General features: G+C 29.7%; 20 protein-coding genes, 6 tRNA genes and 1 riboswitch. Of the genes, 24 read left to right on the forward strand and 2 right to left on the reverse strand.

Annotation, left to right across the window (positions count from 1 at the left end):
* Positions 1 to 619 precede the first annotated feature (619 nt).
* The 15 genes from CSBG_RS01920 (at position 620) to mreB (ending at position 13,160) form a co-directional block, all read left to right on the forward strand.
* Positions 620 to 982 carry an ATP synthase subunit I gene (locus CSBG_RS01920; RefSeq protein ID WP_008676603.1) on the forward strand — a complete coding sequence of 121 codons (363 nt, stop codon included), beginning with the start codon at positions 620 to 622 and terminating at the stop codon, positions 980 to 982.
* Positions 983 to 1,681, forward strand: coding sequence for a F0F1 ATP synthase subunit A (locus CSBG_RS01925; RefSeq protein WP_008676604.1), 699 nt, complete (start codon positions 983 to 985; stop codon positions 1,679 to 1,681).
* Positions 1,682 to 1,755: 74 nt separating this feature from the next.
* A complete protein-coding gene (gene atpE / locus CSBG_RS01930) occupies positions 1,756 to 1,986 on the forward strand; it encodes an ATP synthase F0 subunit C (protein WP_008676605.1) in 231 nt (76 codons plus the stop codon).
* A 39-nt stretch (positions 1,987 to 2,025) separates the two neighbouring features.
* Complete coding sequence (locus tag CSBG_RS01935; RefSeq protein WP_035285569.1) at positions 2,026 to 2,508, forward strand: F0F1 ATP synthase subunit B; 483 nt, start codon at positions 2,026 to 2,028, stop codon at positions 2,506 to 2,508.
* Complete coding sequence (locus tag CSBG_RS01940; RefSeq protein ID WP_008676608.1) at positions 2,508 to 3,047, forward strand: F0F1 ATP synthase subunit delta; 540 nt, start codon at positions 2,508 to 2,510, stop codon at positions 3,045 to 3,047. Before CSBG_RS01935 ends, CSBG_RS01940 begins: the two co-directional genes overlap by 1 nt.
* Positions 3,048 to 3,057: 10 nt before the next feature.
* Positions 3,058 to 4,572, forward strand: a complete 1,515-nt coding sequence (atpA, locus tag CSBG_RS01945; RefSeq protein WP_008676609.1) for a F0F1 ATP synthase subunit alpha — start codon at positions 3,058 to 3,060, stop codon at positions 4,570 to 4,572.
* 36 nt (positions 4,573 to 4,608) lie between these two features.
* A complete protein-coding gene (atpG, locus tag CSBG_RS01950) occupies positions 4,609 to 5,460 on the forward strand; it encodes an ATP synthase F1 subunit gamma (protein WP_008676610.1) in 852 nt (283 codons plus the stop codon).
* 15 nt (positions 5,461 to 5,475) lie between these two features.
* Positions 5,476 to 6,867: a F0F1 ATP synthase subunit beta gene (atpD, locus tag CSBG_RS01955; RefSeq protein ID WP_008676611.1), complete on the forward strand. Its 1,392-nt coding sequence runs from the start codon at positions 5,476 to 5,478 to the stop codon at positions 6,865 to 6,867.
* Positions 6,868 to 6,878: 11 nt separating this feature from the next.
* Positions 6,879 to 7,283, forward strand: a complete 405-nt coding sequence (locus CSBG_RS01960) for a F0F1 ATP synthase subunit epsilon (protein ID WP_008676612.1) — start codon at positions 6,879 to 6,881, stop codon at positions 7,281 to 7,283.
* Between the two features lie 192 nt (positions 7,284 to 7,475).
* Positions 7,476 to 8,123, forward strand: coding sequence for a hypothetical protein (locus CSBG_RS01965; protein WP_008676613.1), 648 nt, complete (start codon positions 7,476 to 7,478; stop codon positions 8,121 to 8,123).
* A 21-nt stretch (positions 8,124 to 8,144) separates the two neighbouring features.
* On the forward strand, positions 8,145 to 9,404 hold the full coding sequence (murA, locus tag CSBG_RS01970; RefSeq protein WP_008676614.1) for a UDP-N-acetylglucosamine 1-carboxyvinyltransferase: 1,260 nt from the start codon (positions 8,145 to 8,147) through the stop codon (positions 9,402 to 9,404).
* A 177-nt stretch (positions 9,405 to 9,581) separates the two neighbouring features.
* Positions 9,582 to 10,628: a stage II sporulation protein D gene (spoIID, locus tag CSBG_RS01975; protein WP_008676616.1), complete on the forward strand. Its 1,047-nt coding sequence runs from the start codon at positions 9,582 to 9,584 to the stop codon at positions 10,626 to 10,628.
* Positions 10,629 to 10,913: 285 nt separating this feature from the next.
* Positions 10,914 to 11,642, forward strand: coding sequence for a M23 family metallopeptidase (locus CSBG_RS01980; protein ID WP_008676618.1), 729 nt, complete (start codon positions 10,914 to 10,916; stop codon positions 11,640 to 11,642).
* 94 nt (positions 11,643 to 11,736) lie between these two features.
* A complete protein-coding gene (gene spoIIID, locus CSBG_RS01985) occupies positions 11,737 to 11,988 on the forward strand; it encodes a sporulation transcriptional regulator SpoIIID (protein WP_008676619.1) in 252 nt (83 codons plus the stop codon).
* A gap of 137 nt (positions 11,989 to 12,125) precedes the next feature.
* Positions 12,126 to 13,160 carry a rod shape-determining protein MreB gene (gene mreB / locus CSBG_RS01990; RefSeq protein WP_008676621.1) on the forward strand — a complete coding sequence of 345 codons (1,035 nt, stop codon included), beginning with the start codon at positions 12,126 to 12,128 and terminating at the stop codon, positions 13,158 to 13,160.
* Between the two features lie 53 nt (positions 13,161 to 13,213).
* Here mreB and yyaC read toward each other — a convergent pair whose 3' ends face one another.
* Positions 13,214 to 13,750: a spore protease YyaC gene (gene yyaC, locus CSBG_RS01995; protein ID WP_008676623.1), complete on the reverse strand. Its 537-nt coding sequence runs from the start codon at positions 13,748 to 13,750 to the stop codon at positions 13,214 to 13,216.
* Between the two features lie 110 nt (positions 13,751 to 13,860).
* Here yyaC and CSBG_RS02000 point away from each other — a divergent pair, with 110 nt between their 5' ends.
* The 8 genes from CSBG_RS02000 to metK all read left to right on the forward strand — a co-directional run bounded on the left by CSBG_RS02000 (position 13,861) and on the right by metK (position 16,896).
* Positions 13,861 to 14,427, forward strand: a complete 567-nt coding sequence (locus CSBG_RS02000) for a hypothetical protein (protein WP_008676625.1) — start codon at positions 13,861 to 13,863, stop codon at positions 14,425 to 14,427.
* Between the two features lie 296 nt (positions 14,428 to 14,723).
* Positions 14,724 to 14,808, forward strand: a tRNA-Tyr gene (locus CSBG_RS02005).
* Between the two features lie 24 nt (positions 14,809 to 14,832).
* Positions 14,833 to 14,907 (forward strand) — tRNA-Thr (locus CSBG_RS02010).
* 6 nt (positions 14,908 to 14,913) lie between these two features.
* Positions 14,914 to 14,998: transfer RNA gene (locus CSBG_RS02015), tRNA-Tyr, on the forward strand.
* A gap of 17 nt (positions 14,999 to 15,015) precedes the next feature.
* Positions 15,016 to 15,091, forward strand: a tRNA-Val gene (locus tag CSBG_RS02020).
* A 104-nt stretch (positions 15,092 to 15,195) separates the two neighbouring features.
* Positions 15,196 to 15,270: transfer RNA gene (locus CSBG_RS02025), tRNA-Thr, on the forward strand.
* 8 nt (positions 15,271 to 15,278) lie between these two features.
* A tRNA-Tyr gene (locus CSBG_RS02030) sits at positions 15,279 to 15,363 on the forward strand.
* A gap of 150 nt (positions 15,364 to 15,513) precedes the next feature.
* Positions 15,514 to 15,622, forward strand: a riboswitch (SAM riboswitch).
* Between the two features lie 98 nt (positions 15,623 to 15,720).
* Positions 15,721 to 16,896: a methionine adenosyltransferase gene (gene metK / locus CSBG_RS02035; protein ID WP_008676627.1), complete on the forward strand. Its 1,176-nt coding sequence runs from the start codon at positions 15,721 to 15,723 to the stop codon at positions 16,894 to 16,896.
* Between the two features lie 72 nt (positions 16,897 to 16,968).
* Here metK and nagA read toward each other — a convergent pair whose 3' ends face one another.
* Positions 16,969 to 18,099, reverse strand: a complete 1,131-nt coding sequence (gene nagA, locus CSBG_RS02040; RefSeq protein ID WP_008676629.1) for an N-acetylglucosamine-6-phosphate deacetylase — start codon at positions 18,097 to 18,099, stop codon at positions 16,969 to 16,971.
* 284 nt (positions 18,100 to 18,383) lie between these two features.
* Here nagA and CSBG_RS02045 point away from each other — a divergent pair, with 284 nt between their 5' ends.
* Complete coding sequence (locus CSBG_RS02045; RefSeq protein WP_008676630.1) at positions 18,384 to 20,612, forward strand: ATP-dependent RecD-like DNA helicase; 2,229 nt, start codon at positions 18,384 to 18,386, stop codon at positions 20,610 to 20,612.
* Positions 20,613 to 20,620: the final 8 nt, after the last annotated feature.

Raw genomic sequence — 20,620 nt, forward strand, 5'->3', positions numbered from 1 at the left:
TCTTGATGATATATCAAGAGTTTTTATATTTATATGAATTATTAAAATAGTAATAGATAATAATATTATATAAGGAGAAATAATAAATAGAATGTAGATGTCTTAATTAAGAACTCTTATGATGGTTAAATGAGTTAAAAATAGGATTATTAAAAACTTATAAAATAGTTGCTTTGAATAAAAAAGTGCATATTATAAAAGCTTATAAAAAACTAAAAAAGAACAAAATAAAAAAATGAATAATCAAATAAATGTTTATTCATTTTTTTAAATAATAATAGACAATTAATTATTTTAAAAGTTTATAAAAGCTTATAAAAATCATTCTTAAATACATATTATGGAAATAAAATATAAAAAAGTTTGTATGAAAATGATATCAATAGCAAAAATCTATATAAAGAATATTAAAATAATTCTGAAAAATGAATAACATTCCTTTAATATTACTATATATGAAGAAAATAGAAATAAAAGTGAAGTTACTTAAGTAAAATAGCAATAAACTCATTAAATCATCAAATATAAAGATTAAATGAGTTAAATGAATTAAAATAAGATTTTCATTAATGTTTTCAGAGTACTATAATAACAAGAGTTAGTTGGGGGTGAGGATAAAATGAGTAGAGAAATGAATAAGTTAATATTTAAGTTGGTAAAATATGATTTAATAGCAGGATTCATTTTTGTACTTATAGTATCCCTTCTGATTAATTTAAAAGTGGCGCTTATTTTTTTATTAGGTTTAATGATATCATTATTAAATACAATAGCTAGTGGCTTAATTTTAGAATACTCTTTAAGTAATAATAAAAAAACATTATTAGCTTTTAGTTATATTATAAGAATAGCTACTATCATTATTATAGCATTGCCATTTTTAAATAACTTAATACAACTAATGGCATATCTTATAGGATATTTATCACATTTTATTTTTATTGTATTCTATTCGATAAGAACAGGGAAAGGAAGTGATTAGGTGGAACCACTAGAACCTATTTGGTCTTACGCTATTGGACCTATTAAACTTGAAATAGTTCCTGAAGTGGTAATGCAGTGGATAACTATTGTATTAATAGCTATTATTGCTATATGGGCAACAAGAAATATGAAGCTTAGGCCTAATAAAAAACAAGCTGTAGTGGAATCTATATACACTATGCTAAAAAATGTAGTTACAGCAAATATGGGAGAGGAATTTTTAGACATTATTCCTTTTATAGGAAGTTTAGCAGTGTTTTTATTATTTATGAATTTTACTGGACTGATAGGACTACCTGTACCTACCAAAAACTTTAGTGTAACAGTAGCATTAGCTTTAATAACTTTTTATATGGTACAGTTTTATACAATTCGAAAGTACGGTTTAAAAAGTTATTTTGGAGGATATACGTTCCCCCTTGCTATAATTACACCAATAAATATATTAGAAAGAATAATGCTTCCTGTATCATTAGCGCTGAGATTATTCGGTAATATACTTGCAGCTACATTCTTAGTAGAGTTATGTTATGAAGCACTAAATCATATAGGATTTATAGCTCAAATAGGAATACCTGTGCCTTTACATGCGTATTTTGATATTTTTGATGGTGGTATTCAAACAATAATTTTTATAATGTTAACCATGATAAATATCAAAATGATAGCAGAGCATTCAGGACATACAGAACATTAAATTTAATTAAGTATTATATTAATTTATCAATTATATAATTATTATTTTGTTTTATATTAAAGGAGGATTTTATTATGGAAATATCAATGAGAGCATTAGGAGCAGCTATAGCTGTATTAGTAGGTATAGGAGCTGCAATTGGAATAGGAAATGCAACAGCTAAAGCTGTAGAAGGAATATCAAGACAACCAGAAGCAAGTGGTAAGATAACTACTGCATTAATGCTTGGATCAGCTTTCGCAGAAGCAACTGCTATTTACGGTTTATTAGTATCAATCCTTTTAATATTCGTTGGAGTAAAATAGTGTCTTAGGGCTCCAGAAGGGAGGCAATAATATATGTTAATGGAAATAAACCCTAGTACCCTTATAGCCACTATAATTAACTTTATTATTCTTTTTGCAATTCTAAAGTATTTCTTTTTCGATAAAGTTAAGGCTATTATTGATGAAAGGGAAAATCTGATTAATGAACAATTAGATAATGCTGAAGAAGAGGCTGAAAAGGCTAGAATACTGGCTATAGAAAATGAAAGAGTATTAAAAAATGCTAGAGAAGAAGGGAAGTTAATTACAGAAAGACATAAGCAAAAAGCTGAAAAGATATATGATGAAATAGTTGAAGAAGCTAATCAAGAAGCTAAAATAATCTTAGAAAGAGCTAAGGTTGAAATAAATAGAGAAAAAGAAAAAGTAGAATATCAATTAAAGAAGGAAGCTATAGATTTAGCTATTGAACTTTCTAAAAAGGTTATAGAAAAAAATATAGATGAAGAAAAAAATAGAGAGTTAATTGGAGAATTTATAACTAAGGTAGGTAATTCATAATGTATGAATATTTAGACCGTAGATATGCATTAGCTCTATATGAAGTGGCTGAACAAAAAGGGAAAGTTCAACAGTATCTACAAGACTTACGAGAAATTTGTAATCTTATAGAAACAAATAAGGAATTCTACGAAGTAATTAAGCACCCTCAAATTAGTACTAAAAAGAAAAAAAGAACTTTTATAAATATTTTTAAAGGACATATAGACGAGGAATTATTATCATTTTTATTAATTCTTATAGAGAAAGATAGAATACTTTATTTAAAAGAAAAGCTTAAAGAAATGGAAAAAATTGATTTAGAGCGAAAAAATACTTTAAATGGTATTGTAAAAACTACAGTTCCTTTAACTCAAGAAGAGTTCAATAATTTGATAGAAACATTAGAAGAAAAGTATAATAAAAACATTATATTAGAGCAAATTATTGATGAAAATATTCTTGGAGGAATATATGTAAGAGTTAATAATGATGTTATAGATGGAACGGTTAAATCTAAATTAGATGAACTAAAAGATTTAATGCTTAGAACAGAATAGAGGTGAAGGTATGAATATTAAGCCTGAAGAAATAACTTCCATAATCAAAAAGGAAATAGAAAGATATGAAAAAGAAATAAAAACTGTAGATTCAGGTACTATAATCCAAATTGGTGATGGTATAGCAAGAGTTTATGGATTAGATGATTGTATGGAAGGTGAATTATTAGAATTCCCTAATAATGTTTATGGTATGGCTCTAAACCTAGAGCAAGATAACGTAGGGTGTGTTCTTTTAGGATCAGAAGAAGGAATTAGAGAAGGCGATATAGTTAAAAGAACTAATAAAATAGTTGAAGTACCAGTAGGTGAAGCATTATTAGGAAGAGTAGTTAACTCATTAGGAGACCCTATAGATGGAAAGGGACCAATAAATAACTCTGGTTATAGACCAATAGAAGTTCCAGCTCCTAGTATTATAGATAGAAGTTCAGTTAACGAACCTTTACAAACAGGAATTAAAGCAATAGACTCCATGATTCCTATAGGTAAAGGACAAAGAGAACTTATAATTGGTGATAGACAAACAGGTAAGACTGCTATAGCCCTAGATACAATTTTAAATCAAAAAGGCAAAGATGTAATTTGTATATATGTTGCTATTGGACAAAAACAATCAACAGTTGCAAATATCGTAAATACTTTAGAAGAATTTGGTGCCTTAGATTATTCAATAGTTGTAAGTGGTACAGCGTCTGAATCAGCACCATTGCAATATTTAGCACCTTATGCAGGATGTAGTATGGGTGAATATTTTATGCATCAAGGAAAAGATGTACTTATAATATATGATGATCTTTCTAAACATGCAGTAGCTTATAGAACAATGTCACTACTACTTAGGAGACCACCAGGTAGAGAAGCTTATCCAGGAGATGTTTTCTATATTCATTCAAGACTTTTAGAAAGAGCTGCAAAGCTATCTAAAGAAAATGGTGGAGGATCATTAACAGCTCTTCCAATAATAGAAACATTGGCTGGAGATGTAACTGCTTATATACCAACTAACGTTATATCAATAACAGATGGTCAAATATTCTTAGAATCTGATTTATTCCATTCTGGACAAAGACCAGCAGTTAACGCTGGTATATCAGTATCAAGAGTTGGTGGAAATGCTCAAATTAAAGCAATGAAACAAGTTTCAGGAACTTTAAGACTTGAGTTAGCTCAATATAGAGAACTTGAATCTTTTGCTCAATTTGGTTCAGATTTAGATAAAGATTCTAAGAAGAGACTTGAAAAAGGTAAGAGACTAGTTGAAGTATTAAAACAAGATCAATACTCACCTATGGCAGTAGAAAAACAAATTGTAATTTTATATGCAATAGTAAAAGACTTCTTATCTGATATTAAAGTTATAGATGTTAGAAAGTTTGAGAAAGAACTTTTAGAATATATGGATACTCACCATAGAGAATTATTAAAGAAAATAGTAGATGTAAAATCATTAACAGATGAAATAAAGACAGAATTAGAAAACTCTATTGTAGAGTTTAAGAAATTATTCTTACAAGATGCATAGCTTAAATAGCTATGCACTTCTTTAGGAGGTGGAAATTTGGGATCAGCAGGACTTATAGAAATAAAAAGAAGAATAAAGTCGGTTGAAAGTACAAGAAAGATAACAAAAGCTATGAATCTTGTAGCCACTTCTAAACTTAGAAAAGCAAGGAAAGAGCTTAATGATAATGAAGAATACTATAAATTATGTGAAGAGATATTAATTAATTTAATGTCAGCATTACCAGAAGACTATGAGAGTTCTTTCTTTAAGAAAGCTTCTAAAGATTTAGATAAACTATATATTGTTATAGCTTCTGATACAGGTCTTTGTGGAGGCTTCAATGGAAATATAGCTAGTAGTATGAATGAAATGATCAAAGATAAAGGATCAGCTAGAATAGTTGTTGCAGGAAGTAAGGGAATTTCTTATATGAAGAAATATGGATTTGATACAGTTAGAGAATATGTAGAAATTCCAGATATACCTACAATAAAAGAAGTAAGATCTATATACGATGATGCTTTATATATGTTTAAAACTGGAGAAATAGGTGAAGTTAATATAGTTTTCACAGAATTTAAATCTCCTATAAAGCAAGAAGTAAAGATAGAAAGATTATTTCCAATGGATATAGAAAATAAAAAGTCAGAACAATTATTAATTGAACCTAGTTTAGAAGAGGTTTTAAATTCAAGTTTAGATGTATATTTTAAGAGTAAATTAAGAAGAGCTATGCTGCATTCAAAAGTTAGCGAACAAAATGCTAGAATGACTGCTATGGACGGAGCAACACAAAATGCTAATGACATATTACAATCTTTAAACCTTAAGTACAATAGAATAAGACAAGGAATGATAACACAAGAGATATCAGAGATTGTAGGAGGCGCAGAAGCTCAAAAATAGTAAGGAGGTATTACTATGCCTGAAAGAGTAGGAAAAGTAGTTCAAGTAATTGGACCAGTAGTAGATATAAAATTTGATTCAGATGCTTTACCTAATATCTATAATGAAATTAGAATAGATATGGGAGAAAAACTACTGATAGTTGAAGTTGAACAGCATATGGGAGATGACATTGTTAGAACTATAGCTATGGAATCTACTGATGGATTAAAAAGAGGAATGAAGGCTACTGATATGGGAAGATGTATATCTGTTCCAGTTGGTAGAGAGGTATTAGGAAGAGTATTTAATGTTCTTGGGCATCCTATTGATAATGCTGGAGATGTAGAAATTAAAGAGATGTACCCAATTCATAGACCAGCACCAAGTTTTAAGGAGCAATCTTTAGAGCCACAAATGTTTGAAACAGGAATAAAAGTTATAGATTTATTAGCTCCATATCAAAAGGGTGGAAAGATAGGACTATTTGGAGGAGCTGGAGTTGGTAAAACAGTTCTTATACAAGAATTAATAAATAATATAGCAAAAGAGCATGGTGGTCTTTCTGTATTTACAGGAGTTGGAGAAAGGTCAAGAGAAGGTAACGACTTATATTATGAAATGAAAGAGTCAGGGGTTATAGATAAGACAGCTTTAGTATTTGGACAAATGAATGAATCACCAGGAGCAAGAATGAGAGTTTCATTAACTGGATTAACTATGGCTGAATATTTTAGAGATCAAGGTCAAGACGTTCTTTTATTTATAGATAATATATTTAGATTTACTCAAGCGGGATCAGAAGTTTCTGCGTTATTAGGAAGAATTCCTTCAGCAGTTGGATATCAACCAACTCTTGCAACTGAAATGGGAGCACTTCAAGAAAGAATAACATCAACAAAGAATGGATCAATCACATCTGTTCAAGCAGTATATGTTCCAGCAGATGACCTTACAGACCCAGCACCAGCTACAACATTTACTCACCTTGATGCAACAACAGTTTTATCAAGAAGTATAGCTGAACTTGGAATATATCCAGCAGTTGACCCGTTAGAATCAAACTCAAGAATATTAGATCCAAGAGTGGTTGGAAGAGAACATTATGATGTAGCTACAGAGGTAAAGAATATCCTAGAAAGATATAAGGAATTACAAGATATAATTGCAATTCTTGGAGTAGACGAATTATCAGATGAAGATAAAAAAGTAGTTGCTAGAGCAAGAAGAGTTCAAAGGTTTTTATCACAACCATTTACAGTAGCAGAACAATTTACAGGTATGCAAGGAAGATATGTACCGGTAAAAGAAACTGTAAGGGGATTCAAGGAAATTTTAGATGGTAAGCATGATGATCTACCTGAATCAGCATTCTTATTTGTAGGATCTATAGAAGAAGCTATAGAAAAAGCTAAGACCTTAAGATAGGGGATGGAATTATGAGTAAAACTTTTAATATAAGTATAATCGCCCCAGGAAAAGAACCTTTAAAATTAGAAGCTGAAAGTTTAATTACGTTGACTAAAGATGGTGAAATTGAATTCAAAGCAAATCATGCTCCTATAATATTAAGTACTATTCCAACTACTACATTAATAATAAATGGAACTATGAAAGAAAGAATATTTACATCATCAGGAATAATTTATTTAAAAGATAATGAATTAAAGTTTTGCTGTGATGCTGTAGAGAGAGAATCTGATATAGATGTAGATAGGGCAGAAAAGTCAAAGGAAAGAGCAGAAAAAAGGTTAAAAGAAGATAAAAATATAGATGTTGAAAGAGCTAAAAGGGCATTGGCAAGAGCTAATGCAAGAATTAGTACTATAAGTATTAATCATTAGCTTTAAATAGAGGGATAAAAGAAATAGAATTTCTTTTATCCCTCTATTTTTTATATAATCAATTTAGATTTGTATAAATAGTGACAATTAATCACAAATTTCAACTAAATCTATATATTATATTATAGCTATTAATTTTGAATAAAAAAAAATAAACTGGACAATAATTAAATAGAAAGGTAGGGGGATATTGTGAAGAATGTTATGAAATTGATGTTTGTTTTAAGCTTATCTTTATTAATTATTGGTGCAGTTCCAATTAGATCTGAGTCGAACTCAGATAATTTTGATTTTATGGAAACTGAATTTATAAAAAACAGTGATTTTATTCAAAATGGTATTAAGGTGGAATATAGTATAGGTCAACCTGTTAATAAAGAGTTTTCTTTACTTAAAGAAAATTTTAAAAAAAGTTTTGGGCAAGATATAGAAGCTAATGAAAATATCATTGTTTATAAAGATTTAATTAAAGAAATAAAGGTAGTAGTATGGAGTAATGATGAAGACACTAAAGTTCAAATTACTTATATAAATAATGATAAAAATGCTAATACTTTTCAATTAAAACAAGAATTAAAACAAATACAAAATATTGCAGCAAAAAATATAAAATATTTTAATTTTATAAAGGTAAAAATAATAGAAGACCAAAAGCAGAATCTTTTAGATACACTAAAGAACAATATAGATATGAAAACTCTGGAAGTATTAAATATTCATAATGGGTCAGTAGGAAAAGCAGAGCTATATGATGGAAATAAAATTAATATGGGATTTACTAAATATGATACAGGAGAATATTTAATTATAGGAACACCAGTGATATTCGTAACATACTAACAATTCATTATGGAGGACAATATGGAAAAAATTATAGTTGAAGGTGGGAATAAACTAAATGGTGAAGTGAATATTAGTTTAGCTAAAAATTCTGTTTTACCAATAATAGTTGCAAGTATTTTAAGTCCAAATGATATAATTATTCAAAATGCACCTATGTTAGAAGATGTAGTAGTTTTAACTGATTTATTATCAGGAATGAATTGTCAAATTGAGAATGACTCAAATGGCGATCTAAAAATAAATACTGATAGCATTAAAGAAACAGATATGAATAGTGAACTAATAAGAAAGATGAGAGCATCTTTCTTAATTATGGGACCTATGTTATCTAGATTTGGAAGATGTAAAATATCAATGCCAGGAGGCTGCAACATAGGTAGTAGGCCCATCGATTTACATTTAAAAGGATTCAAACTCTTAGGTGCAGAAATTGAAATGGGACATGGTTTTGTTGAAGCCAAAGCTAAAAAACTTAAAGGAAATAGAATATATTTAGATTTTCCATCTGTTGGTGCAACTGAAAATATTTTAATGGCATCTGTTTTAGCACAAGGTACAACGATTATTGAAAATGCAGCTGAAGAACCAGAAATATGGGATTTAGCTAACTTTTTAAATTCAATGGGAGCAAAAATTCATGGAGCTGGAATGGGGAAAATAACTGTAGAAGGTGTCAAAGAATTAAAAGGAGTAACTTATAAACCAATATATGATAGAGTTGAAGCTGGAACATTCATGGTAGCAGCAGCTATAACAAATAGTAAGATTACTATAAATGGAGCTAATGAAGAACAGTTAAGACCAACTATAGAAAAATTAAAAGAATGTGGGGTAAAATTTAAGAGTATAAAAGAGGATGTTATGTTGGTTGATGGAACAGGAAAAAAGAGTCCTGTTGATATAAAAACATTACCTTATCCTGGATTCCCTACAGATATGCAAGCTCAAATGATGACATTATTGGCTGTAACAAAGGGATCAAGTATCATAACAGAAACTGTATTTGAAAATAGGTTTATGCATGTTGCTGAATTAGTAAGAATGGGTGCGAGCATAAAAATAGATGGAAGAACTGCAATAATAGAAGGTGTTGAATCGCTAACCGGCTGTGAGGTAAAAGCCACAGATTTAAGAGCCGGGGCAGCTATGATACTAGCTGGACTAGTAGCGCAAGGTGAAACTGAAATTAGTGATATATATCACATAGATAGAGGATATGTGAATATAGAAGGAAAGTTTAGAGGCTTAGGAGCTAATATATACAGGGTTGACAGATAAATATATTTTAAATAAATATGGCTATATTCACCTAAATAAAGAACTTAGAATTAGATCTAGGTTCTTTATTTTTTATATTAGTTCAAGATAACTTAACATAAAAAATAAAAAATAAAGTATACTTAATGAATTTTCACATATATTAAATTGTATTTATTTAATTAGGAGGCGATGTGATTGAAAAATAAATTAAGTTCAATAGAAGGGTTGATATCTCTTATTTTTTTTAGCGCTCTAGTCTTAATATCTATGATTGCAATTCCAATGTTTGTGATTAAGTCTTCTCCAGTCAGTGCACTTGAAGAAGCACAAGTAGATAATACAGATGTAAATACTGAAGTAAAAGAAAATAATTTTGTAACTTTAACAGGAAATGATGTTATAAAAGTTCATTTGACAAAGGAAGATAAAATAATAGAAATTCCTTTAGAAGAGTATGTAAAGAGTGTAGTATCAGGTGAAATGCTAGCTAGCTTTGAATCAGAAGCTTTAAAGGCACAGGCGGTAGCTGCAAGAACATATGTAGCAGCAAAAAAAACTAGACCTTGCAATGAAGCTAAGGGAGGAGATGTATGTGATACTACTCACTGTCAAGTCTTTATAACTAAAGAAAGTCGATTAGAAAAATGGGGTGATCAAGGAAATGAATATTGGGCTAAAATATCAGAAGCTGTTGATGCAACAAAAGGTATGGTTTTAACATATGATAATGAATTAGTACAATATCCACAATTTTTCTCTACAAGTTCAGGAATGACGGAAAATGCTGTGGATGTATTTTCAAGCGCTGTTCCTTATTTAGTATCTACAGAAAGTAAGGGAGAAGAAATAGCACCTAAATTTACAAGTGAGTTTTCATTTGATATTTCTAAGTTTGTAAGTAATATAAATTCAAAATATGAAGATGCAAAAATAAGCGAAGAAAATTTACAAAATGATATAGAAATTTTAGGTAGAAGTGATGCAGGCGGAGTAAAGGAAATAAGATTTGGAGGAGCAAAAGTTAAGGGCTCAGATTTTAGATTGGCATTTGGATTAAGTTCAACTAATTTTCAATTTACTATAAATGGTGATAAGATAATATTTAATTGCAAAGGATACGGTCATGGCGTTGGTATGAGTCAATGGGGAGCAAATGTTATGGCTAAGGATGGAAAGGGATATGAAGAGATATTGAAGCATTACTATACAGGGATTGAGTTAAAAGAGGTAAAGTTTAATTGAATTTTATTTAGTAGCAAATAGGAAGAGTATAGATAAAATTCATAATTAAAATATAAATATATTATAAGGAAGTAAGATATAAGGCTATATGAAATTGCATTATATCTTACTTCTTTTTTATTTTAAGATAATAAAATTAAAACTTATTAATTGATCTTATTAAATACTAATTTTTAATATAGTTACTAGAAATGTTGGTAAATGTAGAAATTTGGTGTAAATAAATCCAATTTCAAGTGTATTAATTTATTAGAACGGGCAAGAATACAAAAAGGAGGTGTTGATATGGACCAAAATAAGAAAGATAAGGTAAAAGACTTTTTCAGAAAGGAGGGCTTTTATTTAGTACTATTCCTTTGCTTATGTGTAATTGCAACTGTTGCTGTTGTTACAACAAAGAAAAATAAGGCATTAGAACAAAGTAATCAATCACAAAATGAATTTACTTTAAATGTTGATGATAAAGCAACTTCAGATTTACAAAAACAAAATGCTGATAGAGTAGAAAATACTCAAAATAATGTATTAGCAGAAAATGAAATAGCATCTACAGAAGAAGATGTTAATGTTTCTACAGGAACTAATGTAGAAGTGAGTTTTGCAAATCCTTTAGATGGATCAATTGCAAGAGGATATTCTTATCCAAAGCCACAAGCTATGAGTGATGGAAGCAGTAGAAATATTAGAGGAATAGATATAAAAGCTAGCGTTGGAACAGAAGTTAAAGCCGCAGCTGTAGGTGAAGTAAAAGAAGTTTCAAGCAAAATTGAAGAAGGAAATTATGTAGTTGTTGCCCATGCAAATGGATTATATACAAAGTATTGTAATTTATCCAAGGATATAAGGGTAAACGTTGGAGATAAAGTAACAGAAGAAACTGTTATAGGAACTGTAGGAGATAGTTCTAAAATATTTACAAATAATGAATTTGGCGAACATTTAAATATTCAAGTTCAAGATGTAGATGGAAAAGATTTAGATCCAACAACATATTTTACATTTAATCAAGAATAATAAACATTCATCAGCCATTAATTTAAAATGGCTGATGAATATATTAAATTTTAATGGTCGCGTATTAATAAGCTATCCAAAGGGAGGTAATATTTTGAAAGATTATATAGAAGAAAGAGTTTTAGAAGTGGCGAAATACATTATAGATTCAAAAGATACAATTAGAAAAACTGCAAAAGTATTTGGAGTAAGTAAAAGTACTATTCATAAAGATATGACAGAAAGATTACCTAAGATAAATCCAGCTATAGCAGAACAAACTCATTCAATACTAGAGTTAAATAAAGCTGAAAGACACATAAGAGGTGGAAAAGCTACCAAAATGAAATATAAGGCCGCAGAGTAGTAATTGATTACAAAATTAAATACAAATATATTGAAGGATTACCATATTCCATATATAATAAGAAATAGAGCGAATATTGTAAAATAAGAGAGATTTCAAATATTATATAGTGTGAATAGAGTAGGAGTGAACAAGGAATGTGGTTTTGGAGAAATAGGAGCGATTTAGGAATAGACTTAGGTACAGCGACTGTTTTAGTTTATGCAAAAGGTAAAGGAATAATATTAAAAGAGCCATCAGTTGTCGCAATAAATAAGAATAATAATAAAGTACTTGCAGTTGGTGAAGAGGCAAGGAAAATGATTGGAAGAACTCCAGGTAACATAGTTGCGGTAAGACCATTAAGAGATGGGGTTATATCAGATTATGATATAACAGAAAAGATGTTAAAAGAATTTATTAAAAAGGCGTATGGAAAGAGTAAGATTACGGCTCCTAAAGTAATGGTATGTGTTCCGTCTCAAGCAACAGAAGTTGAAAAGAGAGCAGTAATTGATGCGGCAAGAAACTCTGGAGCCAAAAAAGTTCATTTAATAGAAGAACCTTTAGCTGCAGCAATAGGTGCAGGATTAGATATAACTAGACCAAGTGGATCCATGGTTGTAGATATTGGTGGAGGTACTACTGATATAGCTGTAATATCTCTTGGTGGAGTTGTTGTAAGATCATCTATTAAGGTAGCTGGGGATACATTTGACGATGCAATAATAAAGTATGTAAGAAATAAGTACAAGATAATGATAGGTGAGAAAACCGCAGAAGAATTAAAAGTAACTATAGGATCAGCGTTTAAAGGATCAAGAAGCTTAACTGCAAATATGAAGGGACGAAATTTAATTACTGGGTTACCAGATGAACTTTCTATCTCAACAGATGAAATAATATATGCATTAAAAGAATCGGTATCCTTAATTGTTGATAGTGTTAAATTTGTATTGGAAAAAACACCACCTGAGCTTGCTGCTGATATAATAGAGAGAGGGATACTAATGACAGGTGGAGGTTCTTTATTAGATGGATTAGATAAGCTAATAGAGCATGAAACTGGGGTTACTGTTGAGGTTGCGAATAATTCAGTAGAAGCAGTAGCAGAGGGAACAGGTAAAGTTTTAGGATACTTAGACAAGATAGATACAAATTCTTCAGATAATGAAATAACATTAGTTGAGTAATCTATAGATATTATTAAATACATAGTAAATATATAAAATTATTAAAGGGGAGTTCAAAGACTCCCCTTTTGGTTATGAGTAAGATTATATGCATAAATAATGGCAGCTGAAATTATTTTTGACATTTCCATGACTAAATGTAGACGAATACTTCTAGATGTAAAAAACTCAGCATTTTCACTTGAATCAATAATACCGATTATAGAAGCTATACCAACGTCAGGTAAGTTTTTCCCCACTCCTTTTCCGGGATGTATTGGATAGTCTCTGGTATGTATTTCACCAATAGAACTAGCTTCACCTAAGCAGGCATCTATTCCTATAATTAAAGATTTTGGATGCAATTTATTAATTTCATTTAATCTATTATTTATATTAAGAGCATGTATTGGAGATTCTATAGTTCCGTACACTGGAAGAGGAAAATTTTTTTCTTTTAAAAATGTACCAACCATTGGACCTAAGCAGTCACCAATGCACTTATCAGTACCTATACATACAATTACAGTATTATTCGTAATATAGTCTTTGATAAATTTTGCTATTTCAATATGAGAATTATAAGAATTATATAATACTTTATGCTTCACTAAAAATTCACCTCCGCTTATACAATATATGTTCCAAGATTAATAAATATAATAAAATGTATAAAAAAACATAAAGAGGAAATTAATTAAATAAAAGGAGATGAATAAATGTGAAAAAAATATTTTTTTATATAATTACTATAATTCTTGGAGCTAGTATACCTATATACTATTTATTAGTATGGGAGCCATTAAAAAGCGAAGAGGCTATAAGTAATTCAATGAGATCTACTACTGAAAAAATTTTAAATAGTAGTGAAGTTTCAAATGGGCAAGATATATCAAATAATCTGAATAAGAAGAAAATAGATAGTAATAAAAATAGCATTAATATTAAAGAAAAATCTAATATGAGTAATAGTAGTAATTCTAATGAAAATATAATAACTGGTGAAAATGAAATAGAAGGGCTATCAATAAAGCAAAGCGATATTGAAAATAATTTGTTTGGAGAACTAGAAGAAAGTGAAAAGTTAGAAATAGACAGAATGTTAAAAAGTTTATCTATAGTAGATATAGTGAAGATAAATGATCATTTTTCTGATAAATATGATGATGACAATGTAAGAGAAGGATTTTCATTAGTAAAAAAGAGAATGTCATTATCGGATTATGAAGAGTTTAAGAGTATCATAAGTAGATATATTGATTTAGATATTATTGAAGAAAAAATTTGATGATTTGAGTATTGATAAAAATATGTATGTATTTTCTCAGTAAAAATTCAAACAATTATTAATAATAACTATACAATTATATTGCTTTAGACGAATTTATTTTTAGGACAATATAAGACAATAAAAAAGTGATATTAGTATTAAATAGAAGAAAATTAAAGAAATATAGAAAAAAATAAGTATAATCTCTTTAAATAAGTGAATATCACACTTGAAATTAGGATACAATAAATATATACTAATCATTGTCAGTTGAGACGACAATGTTTACTTAACTGAAATTAAATAAATTTAATGGGGGAGTTCCCGAGTGGCCAAAGGGGGCAGACTGTAAATCTGTTACGTTTCGTTTCGATGGTTCGAATCCGTCCTCCCCCACCATATAAAATTTATTTAATATAATATGCTGGCATGGCTCAACGGTAGAGCAGCTGACTTGTAATCAGCAGGTTGTAGGTTCGATTCCTATTGCCAGCTCCATAAAATGGGGGAGTTCCCGAGTGGCCAAAGGGGGCAGACTGTAAATCTGTTACGTTTCGTTTCGATGGTTCGAATCCGTCCTCCCCCACCATTTTATAACATTGATATGGAAGCATAGCTCAGCTGGGAGAGCATCTGCCTTACAAGCAGAGGGTCACAGGTTCGATCCCTGTTGTTTCCACCATTTTGGTATTAAACACTTAATGAAGTAGAGTATAGTGATAACTGAATTTAGTGTAAAAGCCAATCTACTGAAAGAAGAGAAGTAGATATTTCATTAATAAATATGCTGGCATGGCTCAACGGTAGAGCAGCTGACTTGTAATCAGCAGGTTGTAGGTTCGATTCCTATTGCCAGCTCCAATAAATATGGGGGAGTTCCCGAGTGGCCAAAGGGGGCAGACTGTAAATCTGTTACGTTTCGTTTCGATGGTTCGAATCCGTCCTCCCCCACCACAAAAGACAAGGATTCTTGTCTTTTTTTATATTTACAAATAACCTAATATTTTATTAGTTAAGAAATTTAAATATGTAATAAATTTATATTTTATAGTTGACTAGTAGTATTAAAGGTGATATACTCTAAAAAGTAAAATTTGATATTAGTTCTTATCCAGAGAGGTGGAGGGAGAAGGGCCCGATGAAACCCGGCAACCTACTTTATTAAGTTTAAGTGTGGTGCCAATTCCTGCAAAGTAATTTTGCAAGATAAGAAAGATTAGGATTTTTAACGTCTCTTCTTATCGAAGAGATTTTTTTATTTTATAAATTAATTCAGAATTAATATCAAGTAAAATGAAAGGAGAAATGAAAATGAGAAGATTATTTACATCAGAATCAGTTACAGAAGGGCATCCAGATAAAATTTGTGACCAAATTTCAGATGCAGTATTAGATAGTATTTTAGCTAAAGATCCTATGGCAAGAGTTGCTTGTGAAACAGCTGTTACTACAGGAATGGTACTAGTTATGGGAGAAATATCAACTAATTGTTATGTTGATATTCCAAAGTTAGTTAGAGAAACAGTAAAAGAAATTGGATATGATAGAGCTAAGTATGGTTTTGACTGCGAAACATGTTCAGTTTTAACATCAATAGATGAGCAATCAGGCGATATAGCTATGGGTGTAGATGAAGCTTTAGAATCAAGAGATGGACAAAAGGATGATGTTGAGGCAGTTGGGGCTGGAGACCAAGGTATGATGTTTGGTTTTGCAACAAATGAAACAGAAGAATACATGCCTTTACCAATAGCAATGGCTCACAGATTATCAAGAAGATTATCAGAAGTGAGAAAGAACGGAACTTTACCATATTTAAGACCAGATGGAAAGACTCAAGTTACAGTTGAATATGATGATAATAAAGTAATAAGAATAGATGCAATTGTAATATCAACACAACATAGTGAAGATGTATCTCAGGAACAAATAAGAGAAGATTTAATGGAACATGTAATTAAAGTTGTAGTTCCAGCAGAATTATTAGATGATACTACTAAGTATTACATAAATCCAACTGGTAGATTTGTTGTTGGAGGTCCACAAGGAGATAGCGGATTAACTGGAAGAAAGATAATAGTTGATACTTATGGTGGATATGGAAGACATGGCGGTGGTGCTTTCTCAGGAAAAGATCCAACTAAAGTTGATAGATCAGCAGCTTATGCAGCCAGATGGGTTGCTAAGAATTTAGTTGCAGCAGGAGTTGCAGATAAATTAGAAATTCAATTAGCTTATGCTATTGGAGTAGCTAAACCAGTATCAATAGAAATAGATACATTTGGAACTGGAAAGAAATCAGAAGCAGAAATAATTTCAATAGTTGAAAAAGTATTTGATTTAAGACCAGGTGCTATAATAAGAGATCTAGAATTAAGAAGACCAATTTATAAGCAAACAGCTGCATATGGACATTTTGGAAGAAATGATTTAAATTTACCTTGGGAAAATTTAAATAAAGTAGAAGAAATAAAGAAATATCTTTAAAATAATAAAGTAAAAGAGATAAAGTATATTTAAAATAAAAAATGCTCCAATTCAAAATTGGAGCATTTTTGTTTATACTAATACTTTACCAGCAACTATAACATTTTTTATATTTATGTCTTCATCAAATAAAACTAAATCAGCATCATAGCCTTCTTTTACAAGACCTTTTCTATCTTCAACTTTACAATGTCTAGCAGCATTAAAAGTTGCCATTTTTACAGCTTCATTTAGTGGAAGACCAACGTTCTTATATACATTTCTAACAGCTTTATCTAAAGTTAATATTGAGCCAGCTAAGCTTCCACTTAAAAGTCTTGCAGCTCCATCTTTAACAACAACATCTTGGCCGCCTAATGCATACATGCCATCAGGCATAGCACATGCCATCATTGCATCAGTGACTAATAAAACTTTATCAGTTGTCTTTTGATTGTAAGCTATTCTAAGTGATGGATATGATATATGGATACCATCAGAAATTGTTTCTGTAGTTATCTCGCTATCAAATATAGCACCTACAACTCCAGGTTCTCTATGAGCAAATGGTGTCATTGCATTAAATAAATGAGTTGAGTGACAGCAACCACATTTAATTCCTTCCATAGCTTCATCATAAGTAGCTTTAGTATGACCTATAGAGCAAACTATTCCTTTTTTTGATAATTCTTTTATTAATTCCTTAGCACCTGGAACTTCAGGAGCAATTGTAATTGATATAACGGCATCTTCAGCATCTCCGACCATAGCATTAAAATTATCAAGTGTTGGAGAAATTAAGAAATTAGGATTTTGAGCTCCTATAGCTTTTGGACTAATGAAAGGACCTTCAAGATGAGCTCCTAGAACAATAGCACCATCAGTACCATTTTCCTTGGCTTCTTTTATAACTTTCATAGATTTTCTTATATCATCTACTGATACTGTCATTGTAGTTGGTGTGAAAGCAGTAGTTCCATGCTTAACTATAGTTTTAGAAATCTCATTGATTGCCTCAAAAGTACCATCCATTGTATCATGCCCACCTGCACCATGGATATGAACATCTATAAACCCTGGAGATAAATATAGTCCTTCTGCATCTATTACTTCAGAGTCATTAATATTATTTGGGTTTATTTCTTTAATTTTTCCATCTTCGATTAAGATAGAGCCCTTTTCTATCCTATCAAAATATACTATGTTACAATTTTTGATTATCATATGAGCACCTCCATATTTTTAATATAAATCTCAATTAAAAACTATAACATTAATAGCTAGACATAACAGAAATAGCTATAAAACGTATTCAAATATAGTATAAAATTGAAATAATATAAATTTTATTATTTTTATAAGTTAGTATACTTATATATTTAATTATAGCACATTAATTATAGTAAGATTTAAATAAATGTATAATCTTTATTACAACTTATATATGATATAATTATATAATAAAAATAGTGAGATTAAAATATTATTAGAAGATTTGGAGAGATAACATGGAATGTCTAAACGGAATAGTAGAATCTATTGTATTCAAAAGTGATGATACAGGATATGTTGTATCAAAGGTAAGGATAGATAAAGATTGTATAAATGCAGTTGGAATAGTTCCTTTTTTAAAGGAAGGGCAACATGTTAAGTTAAAAGGACAATGGGTTCTTCATAAGCAATTTGGACGTCAGTTTAATATAGATGAATATGAAGAAGTATTACCAGATTCCATAGATGGAATTAAAAAATATTTGAGTACAGGTATAATTCATGGAATAGGTCCAATAACTGCTAAAAAAATTGTTGATAGATTTAAGGAAGAAACTTTAGATATATTAGAAAATCATATTGAAAGACTTCAAGAAATTGAAGGTATTGGTGAAAAGAAATTTAGGATAATTTATGAATCTTATATAGAACAAAAAGATTTAAAAGATATAATAATATATTTTCAAGGTCATGGGATGACAACTAACCAATGCATAAAAATATATAAAAAGTTTGGGGTAGATGCTAAGGCTATTGTTTCAGAAAATCCTTATATTCTTTGCGATGAGATCTCTGGAATAGGATTTATAACGGCAGATAGAATAGCAAAAAGCCTTGGAATAGAATCTATCTCACCATTTAGAATACAAAGTGGAATAAGATATATATTGAATCAATTTTCAGCATCGGGTAATACATATATGCCTAAAAACAATTTAATTGATGAAGTATCTAAAATATTAGGTGTACCGGGTCAAATGGTAGAAGAAAACTTATATAACTTAGCATTAGAAACTAAAATAAAAATAGAAAAAATTAATGATATAGAAGCGGTGTTTTCATTACCATATTATTATTGTGAATTAGGTGTTACAAATAAAATAATAACATTAAGTATAGAGAACTTTAGAACGATAAATACAGATGTCGAATTTGAAATTGAAACTTTTGAGAGAAAAAATAAAATTAAATTTGCCAATTCCCAAAGAGAAGCTATTGTTGGAGCTTTTGAAAATGGTATAGAGATAATAACTGGAGGTCCTGGAACAGGAAAGACTACAATTATAAAATCTATCATAGAAATATATGAAAATAATGGCATGAAGGTTTTATTAGGAGCACCAACAGGAAGAGCAGCTAAGAGAATGACTGAATCTACTGGTAGAGAAGCAAAAACAATTCATAGATTATTAGAAATGGGAGTAAGTGAAGATGAAAATTCTTATTATGGAAAAGGAGAATCGGAACCATTAGAGGCTGACGTAATTATCATAGATGAGGCATCTATGATAGATATAATGCTTATGCATAGTTTGCTTAAAGCAATAAAGCTTGGAACAAGATTAATAATAGTTGGTGATGTAGATCAATTACCATCAGTTGGTGCAGGAAATGTATTAAAGGACTTAATAGAAAGTAATTTTATAAAAGTAGTAAGACTTAAGGATATTTTTAGGCAAGGAGAAGAAAGTCTTATTGTAACGAATGCACATAAAATTAATAATGGTGAAATGCCGTATATAAATAGAAGAGATGGTGACTTCTTTTTTGAAAATAAAGACAATGTGGATTTAATATTATCTACAATAATAGATTTAATAAATAGAAGGCTACCTAACTTTAAAAAAGCATGGGATAAGTATAGAGATATTCAAATATTAACACCTACAAGAAAAGGGATATTAGGTGTGCAAAATTTGAATAATAAACTTCAAGAAGTTTTGAATCCTAAATCCCCTAGCAAGAGAGAAAAAGAGTTGAAAGAAGTTATTTTTAGAGAAGGTGACAAAGTAATGCAAACTAAAAATAATTATTCTTTAAAATGGATTAGAGTTAATGGAAGTGGAGAAAATGAAGGTGTAGGGGTATTTAATGGAGATATGGGCTTTATTCAAAGCATAAATGAAGAAGAGAAGACAATTACTATAATCTTTGATGATGAAAGAAAAGTAGTTTATGATTACATATATTTGGATGAACTAGAGTTAGCATACGCAATTACTATACATAAAAGTCAAGGAAGTGAGTTTAAGGTAATAATTACTCCAGCATTTATGGGTTCACCACTATTAATGAATAAAAATTTATTATATACAGCTATAACTAGAGCAAAAGAACTTGTAGTTGTTGTTGGTATTCCAAAGGCTTTAAAATATATGGTATCTAATACAAGAAGTATGGAGAGATATTCTTCACTTAGAGATAGAATAATAGATATTACAAGTCAAGATGTGTTTAGTGAATAAATGAGGAG

The sequence above is a fragment of the Clostridium sp. 7_2_43FAA genome (assembly GCF_000158375.2).
Classification (GTDB): Bacteria; Bacillota; Clostridia; order Clostridiales; family Clostridiaceae; genus Clostridium; species Clostridium tertium.